Origin of the sequence: Terribacillus saccharophilus (assembly GCF_046592895.1) — a bacterium.
GTDB classification, from domain to species: Bacteria; Bacillota; Bacilli; order Bacillales; family Amphibacillaceae; genus Terribacillus; species Terribacillus saccharophilus_D.
On record NZ_JAWVPU010000006.1, the window covers coordinates 13,492 to 33,164 of the forward strand.

Annotated in this window: 19 protein-coding genes and 1 other annotated feature; all 19 genes read left to right on the top strand. The window is 45.7% G+C overall.

Annotated elements, in window-relative coordinates:
* The 19 genes from SFC66_RS16360 (at position 1) to tuf (ending at position 19,497) form a co-directional block, all read left to right on the top strand.
* Positions 1-405 carry a Mini-ribonuclease 3 gene (locus SFC66_RS16360; RefSeq protein WP_411219798.1) on the top strand — a complete coding sequence of 135 codons (405 nt, stop codon included), beginning with the start codon at positions 1-3 and terminating at the stop codon, positions 403-405.
* Positions 395-1,138, top strand: coding sequence for a 23S rRNA (guanosine(2251)-2'-O)-methyltransferase RlmB (gene rlmB / locus SFC66_RS16365; RefSeq protein WP_411219799.1), 744 nt, complete (start codon positions 395-397; stop codon positions 1,136-1,138). The genes SFC66_RS16360 and rlmB overlap by 11 nt, the downstream gene beginning before the upstream one ends.
* A 2-nt stretch (positions 1,139-1,140) precedes the next feature.
* Positions 1,141-1,650 (top strand): NYN domain-containing protein, encoded by a 510-nt coding sequence (locus SFC66_RS16370; RefSeq protein WP_411219800.1) that lies wholly within the window; start codon positions 1,141-1,143, stop codon positions 1,648-1,650.
* Positions 1,651-1,736: 86 nt separating this feature from the next.
* Positions 1,737-2,387, top strand: a complete 651-nt coding sequence (gene sigH, locus SFC66_RS16375) for an RNA polymerase sporulation sigma factor SigH (protein ID WP_411219801.1) — start codon at positions 1,737-1,739, stop codon at positions 2,385-2,387.
* 70 nt (positions 2,388-2,457) lie between these two features.
* Positions 2,458-2,604 (top strand): 50S ribosomal protein L33, encoded by a 147-nt coding sequence (rpmG, locus tag SFC66_RS16380; protein WP_095224630.1) that lies wholly within the window; start codon positions 2,458-2,460, stop codon positions 2,602-2,604.
* Between the two features lie 38 nt (positions 2,605-2,642).
* Complete coding sequence (secE, locus tag SFC66_RS16385) at positions 2,643-2,819, top strand: preprotein translocase subunit SecE (protein ID WP_411219802.1); 177 nt, start codon at positions 2,643-2,645, stop codon at positions 2,817-2,819.
* A 149-nt stretch (positions 2,820-2,968) separates the two neighbouring features.
* Entirely contained in the window at positions 2,969-3,502 is a 534-nt protein-coding gene (gene nusG, locus SFC66_RS16390; RefSeq protein WP_038565138.1) for a transcription termination/antitermination protein NusG, read from the top strand.
* Between the two features lie 164 nt (positions 3,503-3,666).
* Positions 3,667-4,092, top strand: coding sequence for a 50S ribosomal protein L11 (gene rplK / locus SFC66_RS16395; RefSeq protein ID WP_038565141.1), 426 nt, complete (start codon positions 3,667-3,669; stop codon positions 4,090-4,092).
* Positions 4,093-4,257: 165 nt separating this feature from the next.
* Positions 4,258-4,950, top strand: a complete 693-nt coding sequence (gene rplA / locus SFC66_RS16400) for a 50S ribosomal protein L1 (RefSeq protein ID WP_095224633.1) — start codon at positions 4,258-4,260, stop codon at positions 4,948-4,950.
* Between the two features lie 49 nt (positions 4,951-4,999).
* Positions 5,000-5,146, top strand: a sequence feature (ribosomal protein L10 leader region).
* Positions 5,147-5,185: 39 nt separating this feature from the next.
* Positions 5,186-5,686, top strand: a complete 501-nt coding sequence (rplJ, locus tag SFC66_RS16405) for a 50S ribosomal protein L10 (protein WP_411219803.1) — start codon at positions 5,186-5,188, stop codon at positions 5,684-5,686.
* Between the two features lie 52 nt (positions 5,687-5,738).
* Positions 5,739-6,101 carry a 50S ribosomal protein L7/L12 gene (rplL, locus tag SFC66_RS16410; protein ID WP_411219804.1) on the top strand — a complete coding sequence of 121 codons (363 nt, stop codon included), beginning with the start codon at positions 5,739-5,741 and terminating at the stop codon, positions 6,099-6,101.
* Positions 6,102-6,195: 94 nt separating this feature from the next.
* Entirely contained in the window at positions 6,196-6,798 is a 603-nt protein-coding gene (locus SFC66_RS16415; RefSeq protein WP_411219805.1) for a class I SAM-dependent methyltransferase, read from the top strand.
* 626 nt (positions 6,799-7,424) lie between these two features.
* The gene (rpoB, locus tag SFC66_RS16420) at positions 7,425-10,964 is read left to right on the top strand and encodes a DNA-directed RNA polymerase subunit beta (protein ID WP_411219806.1); all 3,540 of its coding nucleotides are present in this window, start codon (positions 7,425-7,427) and stop codon (positions 10,962-10,964) included.
* Between the two features lie 56 nt (positions 10,965-11,020).
* Positions 11,021-14,632: a DNA-directed RNA polymerase subunit beta' gene (gene rpoC, locus SFC66_RS16425; RefSeq protein WP_411219807.1), complete on the top strand. Its 3,612-nt coding sequence runs from the start codon at positions 11,021-11,023 to the stop codon at positions 14,630-14,632.
* 142 nt (positions 14,633-14,774) lie between these two features.
* Complete coding sequence (locus SFC66_RS16430; RefSeq protein ID WP_411219808.1) at positions 14,775-15,026, top strand: 50S ribosomal protein L7ae-like protein; 252 nt, start codon at positions 14,775-14,777, stop codon at positions 15,024-15,026.
* Positions 15,027-15,134: 108 nt separating this feature from the next.
* The gene (gene rpsL, locus SFC66_RS16435; RefSeq protein WP_038565163.1) at positions 15,135-15,548 is read left to right on the top strand and encodes a 30S ribosomal protein S12; all 414 of its coding nucleotides are present in this window, start codon (positions 15,135-15,137) and stop codon (positions 15,546-15,548) included.
* A gap of 41 nt (positions 15,549-15,589) precedes the next feature.
* Complete coding sequence (gene rpsG, locus SFC66_RS16440) at positions 15,590-16,060, top strand: 30S ribosomal protein S7 (protein WP_411219809.1); 471 nt, start codon at positions 15,590-15,592, stop codon at positions 16,058-16,060.
* 39 nt (positions 16,061-16,099) lie between these two features.
* Entirely contained in the window at positions 16,100-18,178 is a 2,079-nt protein-coding gene (gene fusA / locus SFC66_RS16445; RefSeq protein ID WP_411219810.1) for an elongation factor G, read from the top strand.
* A gap of 128 nt (positions 18,179-18,306) precedes the next feature.
* The gene (gene tuf / locus SFC66_RS16450) at positions 18,307-19,497 is read left to right on the top strand and encodes an elongation factor Tu (protein ID WP_411219811.1); all 1,191 of its coding nucleotides are present in this window, start codon (positions 18,307-18,309) and stop codon (positions 19,495-19,497) included.
* Positions 19,498-19,673 lie beyond the last annotated feature (176 nt).

A 19,673-nucleotide genomic window follows, 5' to 3' on the forward strand; every position in this document is an offset into this window, starting at 1 on the left:
ATGGACGTGAAACAAATGAAAAGTCTGGCGCTTGCTTATATGGGGGACGCTGTATATGAGATCTATGTCCGCAGACATCTTCTGCAAAAGGGAGAAGTCAAACCAAACCAGCTGCATCACGCAGCAGTCACCTTCGTTTCTGCCAAGTCGCAAGCGAAGGTGATGCATGATTGGCTTGAGAAGGACATGCTGTCGGAGGAAGAACAGGCAGTCTTTCGGAGAGGGCGTAATGCCAAATCAGGTACGGTCCCTAAAAATACGGATGTGCAGACTTACAGATATAGTACAGGCTTTGAAGCGCTTATAGGGTATCATTATTTGCTGGAAGATACAGATCGTCTCGAGGCCCTTATAGAAGCGGCTATCACACATGTGGAAGAAAGGAGTCAACAGCATGGCAGATGAATGGATAATCGGGAAGAACCCAGTCACGGAAGCATTGCGGTCCGGCCGTTCAATCAATAAAATCATGGTTTCAGAGCATCTTCAGCCAAAAACATGGCAGTCGATTCAGGAACTGGCGAAAGCAAGCGGTACAATCGTCCAGAAAGTACCGAAAAGAAAATTGGATCAATTAATCGAGGGGGCGCACCAAGGGATTGTTGCTTCGGTTGCAGCTTATGAGTACAGCACGGTGGATGACTTATTCCGCGTAGCAAAGGAGCGTGGGGAGGAGCCGTTTTTCATCATCCTTGATGAAATGGAAGACCCGCACAACCTTGGGTCCATCCTGCGAACTGCAGATGCAGTCGGCGCCCATGGTGTCATCATACCGAAACGTCGTTCAGTCAGCTTGACTGCTACAGTTGCCAAGACTTCCGCCGGGGCAATCGAATATATCCCGGTGGCACGCGTGACGAACCTGGCACAAACGATCGATCATTTGAAGGAGCGGAATGTATGGGTTGCTGGTACAGCGGCAGAAGGTGCGATTGATTATCGCCGTCTTGATGCAGTGGGAGCGATCGCCCTCGTCATCGGAAATGAAGGCAAGGGCATCAGCCGGCTTGTCCGGGAGAAGTGCGACTGGACAGTCTCATTGCCGATGACTGGTAAAGTAACTTCCCTCAATGCTAGTGTCGCGGCTAGCCTGCTTATGTATGAAGTCAATCGTCAGCGTCATCCGCTGGGAGAATAAACATGGTCATATTGGTGGTCGATGGCTATAACGTCATCGGGGCATGGGAAGAACTGCATGCACTCCGCGACACGGATTTTGAACAGTCACGCCGGCTGCTGATCGAAAAGCTGGCTGAGTATCAAGCTTACACAGGTCACCGCGTCATCATCGTGTTTGATGCGTACCATGTAAGAGGTTTAGAAAAAAAATACGAAAACTTTAAAGTTGAAGTTGTTTATACGAAAGAAAAAGAGACGGCGGATGACCGTATCGAAAAATTGATTAAAACGTTGAAAAATGTAAAAACACAAGTCTACGTCGCAACAAGCGATTATGCCGAGCAGCGCACTATATTTGGGCAAGGTGCACTCCGTAAATCGTCCAGGGAACTATATCTGGAAATCAAGCAGATCGAGCGGGAGATCGACGAGGAAATCGAAGGATACAATAGTCGACAATTTCAGCCAAAAATCCCCCTGAAACCGGAAGTGCGGGATATGCTCGAAGCATGGCGCAGAAGGAAGAAATAGCCAAAGTAGTATATTGACGGTTATTTGGACCGCCTGTATAATGACCCTATAAATTCGCGGTATATATGGTCAGGGGGATTCCTTAAGTGACAATCGTCAAACAGCGGATAGAAGACCAGGATTACGCAGTGATGGAAGATAGTGTTCTTGTAGATTTAGTTAAAGCAGGTCATGTTGATGCCCTAGATTTTCTGATTAACAAGTATCGAAATTTTGTCAGGGCGAAAGCTCGTACGTATTTTCTGATTGGAGCCGACCGGGAAGACATTGTCCAGGAAGGGATGATCGGCCTTTATAAGGCCATTCGTGATTTTAACGGGGAGAAGCTTGCTTCTTTCAAAGCATTCGCCGAACTCTGTGTGACAAGGCAAATCATCACAGCGATCAAGACAGCGACCAGACAGAAGCATATTCCGCTCAATTCTTATGTTTCGCTGGACAAGCCTATCTATGACGAGGAATCCGACAGGACACTGCTCGATATCATCGTCAGTTCAAAAGCGGGAGATCCGCAAGATGTCCTGATCAACCAGGAGCGCTTCCTCGACATGGAGGAGAAAATGGCGCAGCTGCTCAGTGAATTGGAGAGACAAGTATTGGCTCTTTATCTGGACGGCAGATCTTATCAAGAGATTTCTGAGGAATTGAAGCGGCATGTCAAATCTATCGATAACGCTTTGCAGCGAGTGAAGCGAAAGCTCGAGCGATATCTTGAGATCAGCGAAGTGACGTTATAGCTGCGTTGACAACCCATTTCATGCGTGCTACAGTAAAATTGTGTCAAAATACCCGAGAGGGTGGAGATTTTTGCGTAAAACTATTACTTTGGCGTGCTCGGAATGCTTGAGCCGCAACTATTCCACTGCTAAAAGTGGAAATCAATCACAGCGCTTAGAGACTAGGAAATTCTGCAAACGATGCGACAAGCATACAGTGCATCGGGAGACAAAATAGACAACAATGCCTGTCGGCGAAAGTTTGGGGGTAGTACCATGAATCCTGTTACATTTTTGAAGAATGTCTCTAAAGAGATGAAGAAAGTTAGCTGGCCAACTGGTAAAGAGCTATATCGATATACAGTGGTAACAGTTTTGACTGTCGTGTTTGCTGCTATATTCTTCGGTTTAGTTGATTTAGGGATCTCTGAGATTTTAAATTTATTCTTTTGAATAATGCCCGCTGATATATGCTATAATGATATTAAATATTGCTCGTAGAAAAAACCCGTTTCGTACGGGTTTTTTAAATTGGTCTTTTTGCCCAGTATCGACAATAACTAAACCAAAGGGAGGGAAGGACAAGCGTTTGTCCTGACAGCATGGAAAAAAGATGGTATGTCGTACACACCTATTCTGGATATGAAAATAAAGTAAAAGCCAACCTTGAGAAAAGACTCGATTCCATGGGAATGGAAGATAAGATCTTCCGCGTCGTCGTTCCAGAGGACGAAGAGACGGAAATCAAGAACGGTAAACGTAAAACAGCGATGAAGAAAGTCTTCCCTGGTTACGTGTTGACAGAAATGGTCATGACCGATGATTCTTGGTATGTGGTTCGAAACACACCAGGCGTAACTGGTTTCGTCGGATCCACTGGTTCAGGATCCAAACCCACACCGCTTTTGGAGGAAGAAGTCGAAGTGATCCTCAAACGGATGGGTATGGAAGAGACACTGACAGAATTCGATTTCGAAGAGAAGGAAAGTGTCCGCGTCACGGATGGACCGTTCAATGACTTTACCGGAACGATTGAAAATATCGATATGGATAAACAGAAAGTCAAAGTCCATGTGAATATGTTCGGTCGGGAAACACCTGTAGAGCTTGATTTCTCCCAAATCGAGAAATTATAATTCCGCATCCGGAATTTATCTGGAAGCCCCTTGCATTGTTTGAAAATAAATGCTAGAATCTTAATGTTAATGACTATAGCCTATAATATATAGCTATACAGACATGTTGAGTGGGAGGGTGAGAAACCCTATTACCACATCACGGACTTAAGGAGGTGTGTCTCGTGGCTAAAAAAGTAATCAAAGTTGTAAAATTGCAGATCCCTGCAGCTAAAGCGAATCCAGCTCCACCAGTTGGACCGGCACTAGGTCAAGCAGGTGTGAACATCATGGGATTCTGTAAGGAATTTAACGCCCGCACGCAAGAGCAAGCTGGCTTGATCATTCCAGTTGAAATCACGGTATTCGAAGACCGTTCATTTACATTCATCACTAAAACTCCGCCTGCTGCAGTCTTGCTTAAGAAAGCAGCTGGTATCGAATCAGGTTCAGGCGAACCGAACCGTAACAAAGTTGCTACAGTTAAACGCGATGTAGTAAAAGAGATTGCGGAATCCAAAATGCCTGACTTGAATGCTGCAAACGTTGAATCAGCAATGCGTATGGTTGAAGGTACTGCTCGCAGTATGGGAATTGTCATCGAAGACTAATCCTGATTCAATCATAGAAACTGACGAGGTTGCGTGAATGGAGTATACCATTTCGCAGCCTTTTTAAAAGCCGGCATTTCCCGGCTGTCAGCGGACGCTCGTCCGCTCCGCTTTAACAAGTGGGAGGTCCTACCGTTAAAACCACAATCCGAGGAGGAAAAGGAAATGGCTGTAAAAAGCAAAAAGAAACAAGAAGCACTTAAGCTTGTTGATCGTACTGCATTGTACGAAGTAAAAGAAGCTGTTGAGCTTGTCAAAAAGACTGCTACTGCTAAATTTGACGAAACAATCGAAGCGGCTTTCCGTTTGGGAGTAGACCCTAAGAAAGCTGACCAGCAAATCCGTGGCGCAATGGTATTGCCGCACGGTACTGGTAAATCCCAACGTGTATTGGTGTTCGCTAAAGGCGATAAAGCAAAAGAAGCGGAAGCTGCTGGTGCTGACTTCGTTGGCGAACAAGATCTAATCGCGAAAATCAACGGAGGCTGGTTCGATTTCGACGTTATCGTCGCAACTCCGGACATGATGGCTGAAGTTGGTAAATTGGGCCGTGTGCTAGGACCAAAAGGTCTTATGCCGAACCCGAAAACCGGAACTGTTACATTCGACGTAGAAAAAGCTATCCAGGAAATCAAAGCTGGTAAAGTTGAATACCGCGTTGACAAACAGTCCAACGTTCATGTACCAATCGGTAAGGCTTCCTTCTCTGAAGAGAAATTGGAAGAAAACCTTGTTGCATTGATCGAACAACTTATTAAAGTTAAACCGCAAGCTTCCAAAGGCCTTTACATGAAGAACGTAGCAATCGCTTCTACTATGGGTCCTGGAATCAAAGTTGACGTAGCACCATTCCGTTAATTGTCTGTTGACATCTAATTGGAAACACTATATAATCAACTGTGGTTAAAACCTAATAAACGTTATACCTAAGACAGCAGGTGCCCACCAGGGCTTAATCTCCTGCCGAGGTGTGTGAGATATAAAGGCAGTCTGTTCCGACTGTTCCTTGTGATCATGCCTCCATGTCGAATGGAGGCATTTTTCATGTTAACTCCAGGTATAATGGTGAACAAGCTAACAGGAGGTGGAACATATGTCCAAGATCATCGAACAAAAGCAACAGGTTGTAACGGAAATCGCTGAGAAATTCCAAGCGAGCCAATCTACAATCGTAGTAGACTACCGCGGTCTTACTGTTTCTGAGGTAACTGAACTTCGTAAACAGCTTCGTGAAGCTGGTGTGGATTTCAAAGTTTACAAAAACACATTGACTCGCCGTGCTACTGAAGTTGCTGGTTTGACAGAATTAGACGAGAACTTGACAGGCCCGACTGCTATTGCATTCTCTAACGAAGATGTAATCGCTCCTGCTAAGATCTTGAACGACTTCGCGAAAAAGAACGAAGCGCTAGAAATCAAAGCTGGTGTCATCCAAGGCAACGTGGCTTCTGTAGAGCAAATCAAAGAACTTGCAGATCTACCGAACTACGAAGGTTTGCTTTCTATGTTGCTTAGCGTGCTTCAAGCACCAGTTCGCAACTTCGCATACGCTGCGAAAGCAATCGCAGAACAAAAAGAAGAGCAAGGCGCTTAAGGCAGCCTGAGACTTCCAAACAAAATAAAACATTCCCCAAGGAGGAAATATCATGTCTAAAGAGACAATCATTGAAGAGATTAAAGGTATGTCCGTTCTAGAATTGAACGATCTTGTTAAAGCTATCGAAGAAGAATTCGGCGTTACTGCTGCAGCTCCTGTAGCTGTTGCAGGTGGCGGAGCTGCTGAAGCTGCTGAAGAGAAAACTGAATTTGACGTTGTTCTTACAAGCGCTGGCGCTTCTAAAATCAAAGTTGTTAAAGCTGTACGCGAAGCAACTGGCCTAGGTCTTAAAGACGCTAAAGATCTTGTAGATAACGCTCCTGGAAACATCAAAGAAGGCGTTTCTAAAGCTGATGCTGAAGAACTTAAAGCTAAACTTGAAGAAGCTGGAGCTTCTGTAGAAGTTAAGTAATAACAAGAAAGCTCGCCCTCGGGCGAGCTTTCCTTTTATCTATTTCTCCAAAGGCAATCGTGGATGGATCTCGAAAAAAAGAAGGTGACCAATTATGTCGGATCATTATTATACCAATCAGCCGCAATCCAAAAGTGCTCCTGCTACATGGCGATTCACTTTGAAAGGCCATGAACTTGTATTCACATCGGATAGCGGGGTATTTTCCAAAAAAGAAGTGGATTTCGGGTCCAGGGTTTTGATTGATATCTTCAGGGAACCAGAAATAGAAGGAGATATACTGGATCTTGGCTGTGGATATGGACCGATAGGTATATCATTTGCAAAAGCATTCACGGAGCGTAGTATTTTGATGAGTGATGTCAATGAACGGGCTGTATCACTAGCAAAGCAGAATGCGGAAGCAAATGGAGCTGATAACACACAATTTTATGTGAGTGATCGCTTAACCGCTTTTTCGGACCGCAAATTCGCGGCAATTGTCACCAACCCTCCAATCCGGGCAGGCAAGAAGGTTGTACATCAGATTTTTGAAGAGAGCTATCAGGCGCTGCTTCCTCAAGGAGAGCTCTGGGTTGTCATTCAAAAGAAACAAGGTGCCCCATCTGCTCAGGAAAAATTGAATCAGCTCTTTGGTTCATGTGAAATCGTGAAAAAAGAAAAAGGCTATTATATTCTGCTGGCCAAAAAAGATTGACTCGCATAAAAGCTTGTGGTAGTATTGTAAAATGCCAATAGATAACGATACTCGGAGAGGATTCTAATTTTCTTGGAGAATCGTGTTTAAACTGTCGGCCGTTTGGCAAGACTGCTATCAATATTATGTTTTGTCTTCGTCGATATTATCTAAATATGTATGATCAGGGTTTTGTCGCCATTCGGAGGAGCTAGCAAGCTGAATTTTTAACGGTTTTTATGAAAAAACCTTTTTCGCTTTTAGCTTATAGGCGGCGCAGGAAGGACAGCCGAGATGTCATGCTGTTGAATCTATACCACTTTCTGATTTTTGTTAAACAGGAAGGAAAGCCCGTTTCATTACAACATTCACATTACATTCGTATTTATGCGAATGCTTTTCTATGTAAACAGAAGATGTGAACAATGCAAATATTGCGGCGATTCATTTATGTTAGCTACAATATATAATTTATTGCTTGGAAAGTCAATCGGATTTCCGGCAATTAAGGCAGACCTTCATCCGAAAAGGTCGGTCGAAAATGTGGATCACAGCAGGGTAATTCTGCTGCAGGATGTTGATTTACTGCAGTCTCCAAGATTGCAGCTTGAATACATTACTAATGTTTGATTTGAGGGGTGAAGCTGTTGACAGGTCAAGTAGTTCAGTATGGACGACACCGCCAGCGCAGAAGCTATGCACGTATTAGTGAAGTGCTAGAGTTACCGAATCTTATCGAGATTCAAACCGCTTCTTATGAATGGTTCTTAGAAGAAGGATTACGAGAGATGTTCCAGGATATTTCCCCGATCGAGGATTTCGCGGGTAATTTATCGCTGGAATTTGTCGACTATAGCCTTGGCGAACCGAAATATCCAGTAGATGAAGCGAAAGAAAGAGACGTTACCTATAACGCTCCGCTTCGCGTGAAAGTCCGCTTGTTGAACAATGAGACAGGCGAAGTGAAAGAACAAGAAGTATTCATGGGTGACTTCCCATTGATGACAGATACAGGTACGTTCATCATCAACGGTGCTGAACGCGTTATCGTATCACAGCTTGTTCGCTCCCCTAGTGTTTATTTCAGTGAAAAAGTTGACAAAAACGGAAAACGCGGCCACACAGCGACTGTTATTCCTAACCGTGGCGCATGGCTTGAATTTGAAACGGATGCTAAGGATGTAGTCCATGTCCGTATCGACCGTACGCGTAAACTTCCTATCACTGTGCTGCTTCGTGCACTTGGTTTCGGAAGTGATCAGGAAATCATCGACCTTGTAGGTGAGAATGAGTACCTGCGCAACACATTGGAAAAAGATAACACGGAAACTACCGAGAAAGCATTGCTTGAAATCTATGAGCGTCTTCGTCCGGGCGAGCCGCCTACAGTGGAGAATGCGAAGAGCTTGCTTGTTTCCCGCTTCTTCGATCCAAAACGTTATGACTTGGCGCATGTAGGCCGTTATAAAATGAACAAGAAACTTCATATCAAAAACCGTCTGTTCAACCAGACATTGGCGCAGCCAATCGTCGATGAAGAGACTGGCGAAGTACTTGCACAAAAAGGCGATAAGCTAGATCGCCGTCTGCTTGATAAGATCCTTCCTCATCTTGACGGTACAAATGGCAAGTTCGGTGAGAACATCCTTGAACCGCATGATGGTGTAGTGCAAGATCCAATCATGGTTCAGACAATCAAAATCGTCGACCCGACTGATCCAGAAGGCGAACGTACGTTGAACGTCACTGGTAACGCTACAGTCGACGACAGCGTGAAGAACCTTGATCCTGCTGACATCGTGGCAGCAGTAAGTTACTTCTTCAACTTATTGTATGAAGTTGGCGACACAGATGACATCGATCACTTGGGTAACAGAAGATTGCGTTCTGTCGGTGAATTGCTGCAAAACCAATTCCGTATTGGTCTTTCCCGTATGGAACGTGTTGTGCGCGAGCGTATGTCCATTCAGGATACATCCGCCATCACACCGCAGCAGCTGATCAATATCCGTCCAGTGATTGCATCCATCAAAGAGTTCTTCGGAAGCTCTCAGCTTTCCCAGTTCATGGACCAGACAAACCCGCTTGGTGAATTGACGCACAAACGTCGTCTTTCTGCTTTGGGACCTGGTGGTTTGACTCGGGAACGTGCTGGTTTCGAAGTTCGTGACGTACACTATTCCCACTATGGAAGAATGTGTCCGATCGAAACACCAGAGGGTCCGAACATCGGTTTGATCAACTCCCTTTCCACTTATGCGAAAGTGAATAAATTCGGCTTCATCGAGACGCCTTACCGTCGTGTCGATCCGGAGACAAACCTTGTAACGGAACATATCGATTACCTTACTGCCGATGAGCAGGATAACTATGTCATCGCACAGGCAAACTCTCCGCTGACAGAAGATGGCGGCTTCGTAAACGAAGAAGTCGTTGCTCGTTTCCGTGAAGAGAACACAATCGTATCCCGTGAACGTATCGACTATATGGACGTATCACCGAAACAGGTTGTTTCTGCTGCGACAGCATGTATCCCGTTCTTGGAAAATGATGACTCCAACCGCGCACTGATGGGTGCGAACATGCAGCGACAAGCAGTACCGTTGATGCAGCCTGAAGCACCGATCGTAGGTACTGGTATGGAATATGTATCCGGTAAAGACTCCGGTGCAGCTGTCATTTGCCGTGCTGAAGGTATCGTGGAGCGCGTTGAAGCGAAAGAAATCATCGTGCGCCGTGTAACGGAAGTCGGCGGCAGTGAAGTGAAAGGCGATACTGATCGCTATCGTTTACAGAAATTCAATCGTTCCAACCAAGGAACTTGCTATAACCAGCGTCCGATCGTAAGTGTCGGCGACCGTGTGACTAAAGGCGAAATCCTTGCTGATGGACCTTCCATGCAGGACGGAGAGCTTGCGCTTGGCCGTAACGTACTTGTTGCCTTCATGACATGGGAAGGTTACAACTACGAGGATGCCATCATCATGAGTGAGCGTCTTGTGAAGGACGATGTGTACACATCCATCCATATCGAGGAATATGAGTCTGAAGCACGTGATACGAAGCTTGGACCAGAAGAAATCACACGCGATATCCCGAACGTAGGGGAAGACGCACTGAAGAACCTTGATGAACGCGGAATCATCCGTGTTGGTGCCGAGGTTTCCGATGGTGATCTGCTAGTTGGTAAAGTGACGCCTAAAGGTGTGACGGAACTATCTGCAGAAGAACGTCTATTGCATGCGATCTTCGGTGAGAAAGCTCGTGAAGTTCGTGATACATCCCTTCGTGTACCTCACGGTGCTGGCGGTATTGTATTGGATGTCAAGATCTTCAACCGTGAAGATGGCGATGAGTTACCTCCAGGTGTAAACCAGCTTGTACGTGCTTATATCGTTCAGAAACGTAAGATTTCTGAAGGGGATAAGATGGCCGGACGTCACGGTAACAAAGGTGTTATCTCTAAGATCCTTCCAGAAGAGGATATGCCGTTCATGCCGGATGGCACACCAGTCGATATCATGCTTAACCCACTAGGGGTACCATCTCGTATGAACATCGGACAGGTGTTTGAGCTTCACTTGGGTATGGCAGCTCGTGCATTGGGTATCCACGTTGCAACACCAGTATTTGATGGTGCGCGTGAAGAAGATGTATGGGAAACGCTTGAAGAAGCGGGTATGCCTCGTGATGCGAAAACGATCCTTTATGATGGAAGATCCGGTGAACCTTTCGATAACCGCGTTTCTGTCGGTGTATCGTACATGATCAAGCTTGCGCACATGGTTGATGACAAGCTGCATGCACGTTCTACAGGTCCTTATTCACTTGTTACGCAGCAGCCGCTTGGTGGTAAAGCACAATTCGGTGGACAGCGTTTCGGTGAGATGGAGGTTTGGGCACTTGAAGCATACGGTGCAGCATATACCCTGCAAGAGATTCTTACAGTTAAATCCGATGACGTGGTTGGACGTGTTAAAACATATGAATCCATCGTCAAAGGTGATAACGTACCAGAACCTGGTGTACCAGAATCATTCAAAGTATTGATTAAAGAGCTTCAGAGTCTTGGTATGGATGTTAAGATCCTAAACGGCGACGAAGAAGAAGTAGAAATGCGTGAACTTGAAGATGAAGACGAGACGCAAGCACCTGACCGCATCAACCTTGATGTACAGGAAGGCTAAGCGCCCAAACATCGACTGCAGGGCAGTAACGGGATACTAAAAGGGAGGTAGGCCCCTTGATAGATGTAAATAATTTTGAGTTTATGAAAATAGGTTTGGCTTCACCTGATAAGATTCGATCTTGGTCTTATGGAGAAGTTAAAAAGCCGGAAACGATTAACTATCGTACGTTGAAGCCTGAAAAAGATGGTTTGTTCTGCGAGCGCATCTTCGGTCCTCAAAAGGACTGGGAATGTCATTGCGGTAAATACAAACGCGTCCGTTATAAAGGCGTCGTATGTGATCGCTGCGGCGTGGAAGTCACCAAAGCCAAAGTACGCCGTGAGCGTATGGGACACATCGAGCTAGCAGCTCCTGTGTCTCACATTTGGTACTTCAAAGGTATTCCAAGCCGTATGGGTCTTGTATTGGATATGTCTCCTCGTGCACTGGAAGAAGTCATTTACTTCGCAGCGTACATCGTGACAGATGCTGGTGATACAGCACTTGAGAAGAAGCAGCTTCTTTCTGAGAAAGAATACCGCCTCTATCGTGAAAAATACGGTAATACATTCCAAGCTCAAATGGGTGCAGAAGCGATTCGCAAGCTTCTTTCCGACATCGACTTGGAAAAAGAAGTGGAAGCACTTCGCGAAGAATTGAAAACAGCACAGGGTCAGCGCAGAACACGTGCGATCAAACGCTTGGAAGTAATGGAAGCATTCCGTCATTCCGGTAACGAACCTTCTTGGATGGTATTGGATGTACTTCCGATCATCCCTCCAGAGCTTCGTCCGATGGTACAGCTTGATGGCGGACGTTTCGCTACATCTGACTTGAACGACCTTTATCGCCGTGTTATCAACCGTAACAACCGTCTGAAGCGTCTTTTGGACCTTGGTGCGCCTAGCATCATCGTTCAAAACGAAAAACGCATGCTGCAGGAAGCGGTTGATGCGTTGATCGATAACGGACGCCGCGGTCGTCCTGTCACAGGTCCTGGTAACCGTCCATTGAAATCTCTTTCTCATATGCTGAAGGGTAAACAAGGACGTTTCCGTCAGAACTTGCTTGGTAAACGGGTAGACTATTCCGGACGTTCCGTAATCGTCGTAGGTCCGCATCTGAAGATGTATCAGTGTGGTCTTCCGAAAGAAATGGCACTTGAGCTATTCAAACCATTCATCATGAAAGAATTGGTTGAAAAAGGTCTTGCGCATAATATCAAATCTGCAAAACGGAAAATCGAACGTTTGCATCCGGAAGTATGGGATGTACTCGAAGAAGTTATCCGTGAGCATCCAGTACTCTTAAACCGTGCACCTACGCTTCACCGACTGGGTATCCAGGCATTCGAACCGACATTGGTAGAAGGCCGTGCGATCCGTCTTCACCCGCTAGTATGTACAGCATACAACGCTGACTTCGATGGTGACCAGATGGCAGTCCACGTACCTTTATCCGCTGAAGCTCAAGCAGAGGCACGTATCCTTATGCTTGCTGCGCAGAACATCTTGAACCCGAAAGATGGTAAACCAGTCGTAACACCATCCCAGGATATGGTACTAGGTAACTACTACCTTACTCTTGAGCGTGAAGATGCGATTGGCGAAGGTAAAGTCTTCAAAGATGTCAACGAAGCAATGCTTGCTTACCAGAACGGCTATGTACACTTGCACACTCGTGTAGCAGTGGATGCCGGTTCATTGAACAACGAAACATTCACTGAAGAGCAAAACAATCAAATCCTGCTTACAACAGTAGGTAAACTTATCTTCAATACAATCTTGCCGAGCTCGTTCCCATACATGAACGAACCAACTCGCGAGAACTTGGAAGAAAAAACACCTGCACACTACTTCGTCGAGAAGGGTGCGAATATCAAAGAGGAGATCGCAAAACGCGATATTATCTCCCCGTTCAAAAAAGGCTTCCTGGGCGATATCATTGCCGAAGTGTTCAAACGCTTCAAAATCAGTGAAACGTCTAAAATGCTTGACCGCATGAAGGACCTTGGATTCAGTTATTCGACTAAAGCAGGTATCACGGTTGGTATCTCCGATATCGTCGTATTGAAAGAGAAAACGGAAATCCTTGATGAAGCACAATCCCGTGTGGATAAAGTGCTGAAACAGTTCCGTCGTGGTTTGATCACGGAAGAAGAACGTTATGACCGTGTCATTTCCATCTGGTCCAAAGCGAAGGATGACATCCAGGAGCGCCTGATGAAATCCTTGAGCAACCGCAACCCGATCTTCATGATGAGTGACTCTGGTGCCCGTGGTAACGCATCTAACTTCACGCAGCTTGCTGGTATGCGTGGTTTGATGGCCAACCCGGCCGGACGGATCATCGAGTTGCCGATCAAATCCAGTTTCCGTGAAGGTCTGACAGTACTAGAGTACTTCATCTCTACACACGGTGCGCGTAAAGGTCTAGCCGATACAGCACTGAAAACTGCTGATTCCGGTTACTTGACTCGTCGTCTTGTTGACGTGGCGCAGGATGTTATCATCCGTGAAGAGGATTGCGGAACGGACCGCAGCTTGAGAGTCCGTGCGCTTACTGAGGGAACTGAAATGATCGAACCGTTGTATGACCGCCTTGTAGGCCGTACTGCGTTCGAAGATGTGAAGCATCCTGAAACAAGCAACGTGATCATCGCTAAAAACGAATTGATCGATGAAGATACAGCAAGACAGATCGTAGATGCAGGCATCGAAGAAGTTGCCATCCGTACTGTATTCACATGTAACACGAAACATGGTGCATGTAAGAAATGTTACGGCCGCAACCTTGCAACTGGCAGTGACGTGGAAGTTGGCGAAGCAGTCGGTATCATCGCAGCACAATCCATCGGTGAGCCTGGAACACAGCTTACAATGCGTACGTTCCACACAGGTGGGGTAGCCGGTGATGATATCACACAAGGTTTGCCGCGTATCCAGGAGTTGTTCGAAGCCCGTAATCCTAAGGGTCAGGCTGTCATCTCTGAAATCAAGGGTACAGTCATCGAGGTCAATGATGTAAAAGAAAAACAAGAAGTAACGATTCAAGGTACGGTCGAAACGAAGACTTACACAGCTCCATATGGTGCACGTTTACGTGTAGCTGAAGGTGACGCGATCGAAGCTGGGCAGGAACTCACAGAGGGTTCTGTCGACCCGAAAGAACTGCTTCGTGTCCGCGGTGTAGCCGGCGTTCAACAGTATCTATTGAAAGAAGTGCAGAAAGTATACCGTATGCAAGGGGTAGAAATCGGCGATAAACACGTGGAAGTAATGGTTCGCCAGATGCTTCGCAAAGTACGCGTCATCGATTCTGGTCAAACGGATGTATTGCCAGGATCACTTCTTGAGATCCATCAGTTCAAAGAAGCAAACCGTGAAGTCTTGCGAGAAGGTTTCCAGCCAGCGAGCGGTAAACCAGTATTGCTTGGTATCACGAAAGCTTCCCTTGAAACGGATTCCTTCTTGTCTGCTGCTTCCTTCCAGGAAACAACACGTGTCCTTACCGATGCAGCGATCAAAGGTAAGCGTGATGAGCTTCTCGGCTTGAAAGAGAATGTCATCATCGGTAAACTTGTCCCAGCCGGTACAGGTATGCCGCAATACCGTAAGATCAAAGCGAAGCTTGACACACCTGAAGAAATGACAGAAGGCCAGGAAATCGAATCTGTAACACCGTAACGGTGCCCTAATACACAAGGAAACTAAATAAATATCGGAAGCACCGTAAATCTCTCATGAAGGTGATTGACATCAGCTGATATGAGTGATACTATATTCAAGGTGCTTCCGATTCTCCTTGTTTACTTTGGAGGATATGAATATGTCTTATGAAAAAGTAGCGCAAGCTAATGCGGGAATCGTTATCGGAACCAAACAAACACTTAAGGCTATGAAGCAAGGCCAAGTGAATTCAGTTGTCATTGCAGATGACGCTGCCGAGCATATTACCAGCCAGGTGAGAAAGCTGGCAGAAGAATTAGGCATACCAGCGATCCAAGTCGATTCCATGAAGCGACTAGGTGAAGCTTGTGGCATAGATGTAGGGACAGCTACTGTGGCGATTAAGAAATAGTTTTGACGCAGCTGATGCTAGCTCAGCTCGTGAAAGCTTTGTTTTTTGCCCAAAAATGAACCACCTGGATGTGTGGTATTACAAAAAGCTTTGAAAGGAGGAAAAAACATGCCTACTATTAACCAATTAGTACGCAAAGGTCGCGTAAGCAAAACAAAGAAATCTGACTCTCCAGCATTGAACAGAGGGTACAACAGTTTCAAGAAATCATTGACTAACCAGTCTTCTCCACAAAAACGTGGTGTTTGTACTCGTGTTGGTACAATGACTCCGAAGAAACCGAACTCCGCATTGCGTAAATATGCACGTGTGCGTTTGACAAACGGAATCGAGGTTACTGCCTACATTCCTGGTATCGGACACAACTTGCAAGAGCACAGTGTTGTTTTGATCCGCGGCGGACGTGTAAAAGACTTACCGGGTGTACGTTACCATATCGTACGTGGTGCGCTTGATACTTCAGGTGTTGACGGCCGCGCACAAGGTCGTTCCAAATATGGTACGAAACGCCCTAAAAAATAAGACTCAACTAATATAACCATCATCGGAAAGGAGGAGAACATATGCCAAGAAAAGGTCCTGTTGCTAAACGTGACGTGTTGCCAGATCCATTGTACAACTCTAAATTGGTAACTCGTTTGATCAACCAAATCATGGTTGACGGACAACGCGGTAAAGCACAAAAGATTCTTTATGCAGCATTTGAACTAGTTAAAGAACGTAGTGGAAACGAACCAATGGAGGTTTTCGAACAATCCATGAAAAACGTCATGCCTGTACTTGAAGTACGTGCGCGTCGAGTAGGTGGTTCCAACTACCAAGTTCCTGTTGAAGTACGCCCAGAGCGTCGTCAAGCACTAGGTCTTCGTTACATTGTTAACTACTCCCGTCTACGCGGCGAGAAAACAATGGAAGAGCGTCTTGCTAACGAAATTCTTGATGCTTCCAACAACACAGGTGCTTCAGTTAAAAAACGTGAAGATATGCATAAAATGGCGGAAGCGAACAAAGCGTTTGCTCACTACCGCTGGTAAGATATATCTGAATTTCACTCTAGGAAGGAGAAATACCACATGGCTAGAGAGTTCTCCTTAGAAAATACGCGTAATATCGGTATCATGGCTCACATTGATGCCGGTAAGACAACTGCAACAGAGCGTATTCTATTCTATACAGGACGTATCCATAAAATCGGAGAAACTCATGAAGGTGCTTCTCAGATGGACTGGATGGAGCAGGAGCAGGAGCGTGGTATCACTATCACATCCGCTGCAACAACTGCTCAATGGAAAAACCACCGTATCAACATCATCGATACACCAGGACACGTAGACTTCACAGTTGAAGTAGAACGTTCCCTGCGCGTACTTGATGGTGCGGTAGCAGTACTTGATGCACAATCCGGTGTTGAGCCGCAAACTGAAACAGTTTGGCGTCAAGCTACAACTTACGGTGTACCACGTATCGTGTTCGTTAACAAAATGGATAAAACAGGTGCAGACTTCCTTTACTCCGTTAAAACGATGCATGAACGTTTGGGTGCGAATGCACACCCGATTCAACTTCCAATCGGTGCAGAAGATGATTTCGAAGGAATCATCGACCTTATCACTTTGGAAGCTCATTTCTACCTTGACGATCTTGGACAAAATTACGAGACTCGTGAAATCCCTGCTGACATGCAAGATCTTGTGGATGAATATCGCACAAGCTTGATCGAAGCAGTAGCGGAACAAGATGAAGATCTTATGGAACGCTACCTTGAAGGGGAAGAGATCTCTAACGAAGAGCTTAAACAAGCTGTTCGTAAAGCGACTCTATCTGTTGAATTCTACCCAGTATTCTGTGGTTCAGCATTCAAAAACAAAGGTGTTCAGCTTCTGATCGACGGTGTTGTCGATTACTTGCCTGCACCAACTGACGTACCAGCTATCGAAGGTATCGTTCCTGGTACTGAAGAGAAGATCGTACGTAAATCCAGCGACAGCGAGCCATTCAGTGCACTTGCTTTCAAAGTTGCAACTGACCCGTTCGTTGGTAAACTTACTTTCTTCCGTGTGTACTCCGGTACATTGGAAGCAGGTTCTTACGTGAGAAACTCTACGAAGGACAAGCGTGAGCGCGTAGGCCGTATCCTGCAAATGCACGCTAACACTCGTGAAGAGATCTCCAAAGTTTACGCTGGTGATATCGCAGGAGCAGTTGGTTTGAAAGATACTACGACTGGTGATACGCTATGTGATGAAAAATCTCTAGTTATCCTTGAGTCAATGGTATTCCCAGAACCAGTTATCTCTGTTGCGATCGAACCTAAAACAAAAGCGGACCAAGATAAAATGTCCGTTGCCCTTGGTAAACTTGCTGAGGAAGACCCTACATTCAGAACTGAAACAAACCCTGAAACTGGTCAGACTATCATCTCCGGTATGGGTGAGCTTCACTTGGATATCATCGTTGACCGTATGCGTCGCGAGTTCAAAGTAGAAGCAAATGTAGGTGCTCCACAGGTGGCTTACCGCGAAACATTCCGTGCAGCTGCTGAAGTCGAAGGTAAATTCGTACGTCAGTCCGGTGGTCGCGGTCAGTTCGGACACGTTTGGATCAAATTCGAGCCAAACGAAGAAGGCGCTGGTTTCGAGTTCGAAAACAAAATCGTTGGTGGTGTCGTTCCTCGTGAATACATCCCATCTGTTGAAGCTGGTATCAAAGAAGCGATGGAAAACGGTGTATTGGCTGGTTATCCGCTAATCGACGTAAAAGCATCCCTATTTGATGGAAGCTACCACGATGTCGATTCCAACGAGATGGCCTTTAAAGTTGCAGCTTCCATGGCGCTTAAAAACGCTAAGAACAAATGTAACCCAGTCATCTTGGAACCACTTGTAAAAGTGGAAGTTGTCATCCCAGAAGAATACATGGGAGACATCATGGGAGACATCACTTCCCGTCGCGGACGTGTAGAAGGTATGGATACACGTGGGCCTGCTCAAGTAGTTAATGCATTCGTGCCGCTTGCTGAAATGTTCGGTTACGCAACAGCGTTGCGTTCCAACACACAAGGTCGCGGAACTTACACAATGACATTCGACCACTATGAAGAAGTGCCGAAAAGCGTTGGAGAAGAAATTATCAAGAAAAACGCTGGTCAATAATTGATTTTTTGACAGTAATCAAGTATAACTTGTATTGGAAGCATGCGTGCGCGTGCGCATGTTTCCGGTATACAAGAAACATACTATCTATTACATGAGATATTTCCATATTTAAGGAGGAATTACTAATGGGTAAAGAAAAATTCGACCGCTCCAAATCCCACGTTAACGTTGGTACAATCGGACACGTTGACCATGGTAAAACAACACTAACTGCAGCAATCACAACTGTACTTCACAAGAAATCCGGTTCTGGTCAAGCTATGGCTTACGATCAAATCGATGGTGCTCCAGAAGAAAGAGAACGTGGAATCACAATCTCTACAGCACACGTTGAGTACGAAACTGAGTCCCGCCACTATGCACACGTTGACTGCCCAGGTCACGCTGACTATGTTAAAAACATGATCACTGGTGCTGCACAAATGGACGGAGCTATCCTAGTAGTTTCTGCTGCTGATGGCCCAATGCCACAAACTCGTGAGCACATCCTACTTTCCCGTAACGTAGGTGTACCTGCGATCGTTGTATTCCTTAACAAATGTGATATGGTTGACGACGAAGAGCTTCTTGAGCTTGTTGAAATGGAAGTTCGCGATCTTCTAAGCGAATATGACTTCCCTGGTGACGATGTACCAGTTATCAAAGGTTCTGCTCTTAGAGCGCTAGAAGGCGACGCTGATTACGAAGCGAAAATCTTCGAACTTATGGATGCGGTTGATGAGTACATCCCAACTCCAGAACGCGACAAAGAAAAACCATTCATGATGCCAGTTGAGGATGTATTCTCCATCACTGGTCGTGGTACAGTAGCTACTGGCCGTGTTGAGCGCGGTGAAGTAAGAGTCGGTGACGAAGTTGACATCATCGGTCTTAACGAAGCTCCTAAGAAAACAACTGTTACAGGTGTAGAAATGTTCCGTAAGCTTCTTGATTACGCTGAAGCTGGTGACAACATCGGTGCGCTACTTCGTGGTGTATCACGTGATGACATCAACCGTGGACAAGTACTTGCAAAGCCAGGTACAATCACTCCACACACAAAGTTCAAAGCTGAAGTTTATGTTCTTTCTAAAGAAGAAGGTGGACGTCACACTCCATTCTTCACTAACTACCGCCCACAGTTCTACTTCCGTACAACTGACGTAACTGGCGTAGTTCACCTTCCAGAAGGTACTGAAATGGTAATGCCTGGCGATAACACAGAGATGTCTGTTGAGCTTATCTCTCCAATCGCTATCGAAGATGGTACTCGTTTCTCTATCCGTGAGGGTGGACGTACTGTTGGATCAGGCGTTGTATCTGTTATCGAAGCGTAAGCTGATATAACAATATAGAAGAAACAGACAGCAGACGTGCTGTCTGTTTTTTTTATGCATACAAGCAGACCAAACATTGGCAGCACCAGTTAAATGTAAAAAATGCTGAAATCACTTGAAAACCTTATGCTGGGTATGTATAATACATAAAGTGTCATCTTATGGGGGATTGCAGT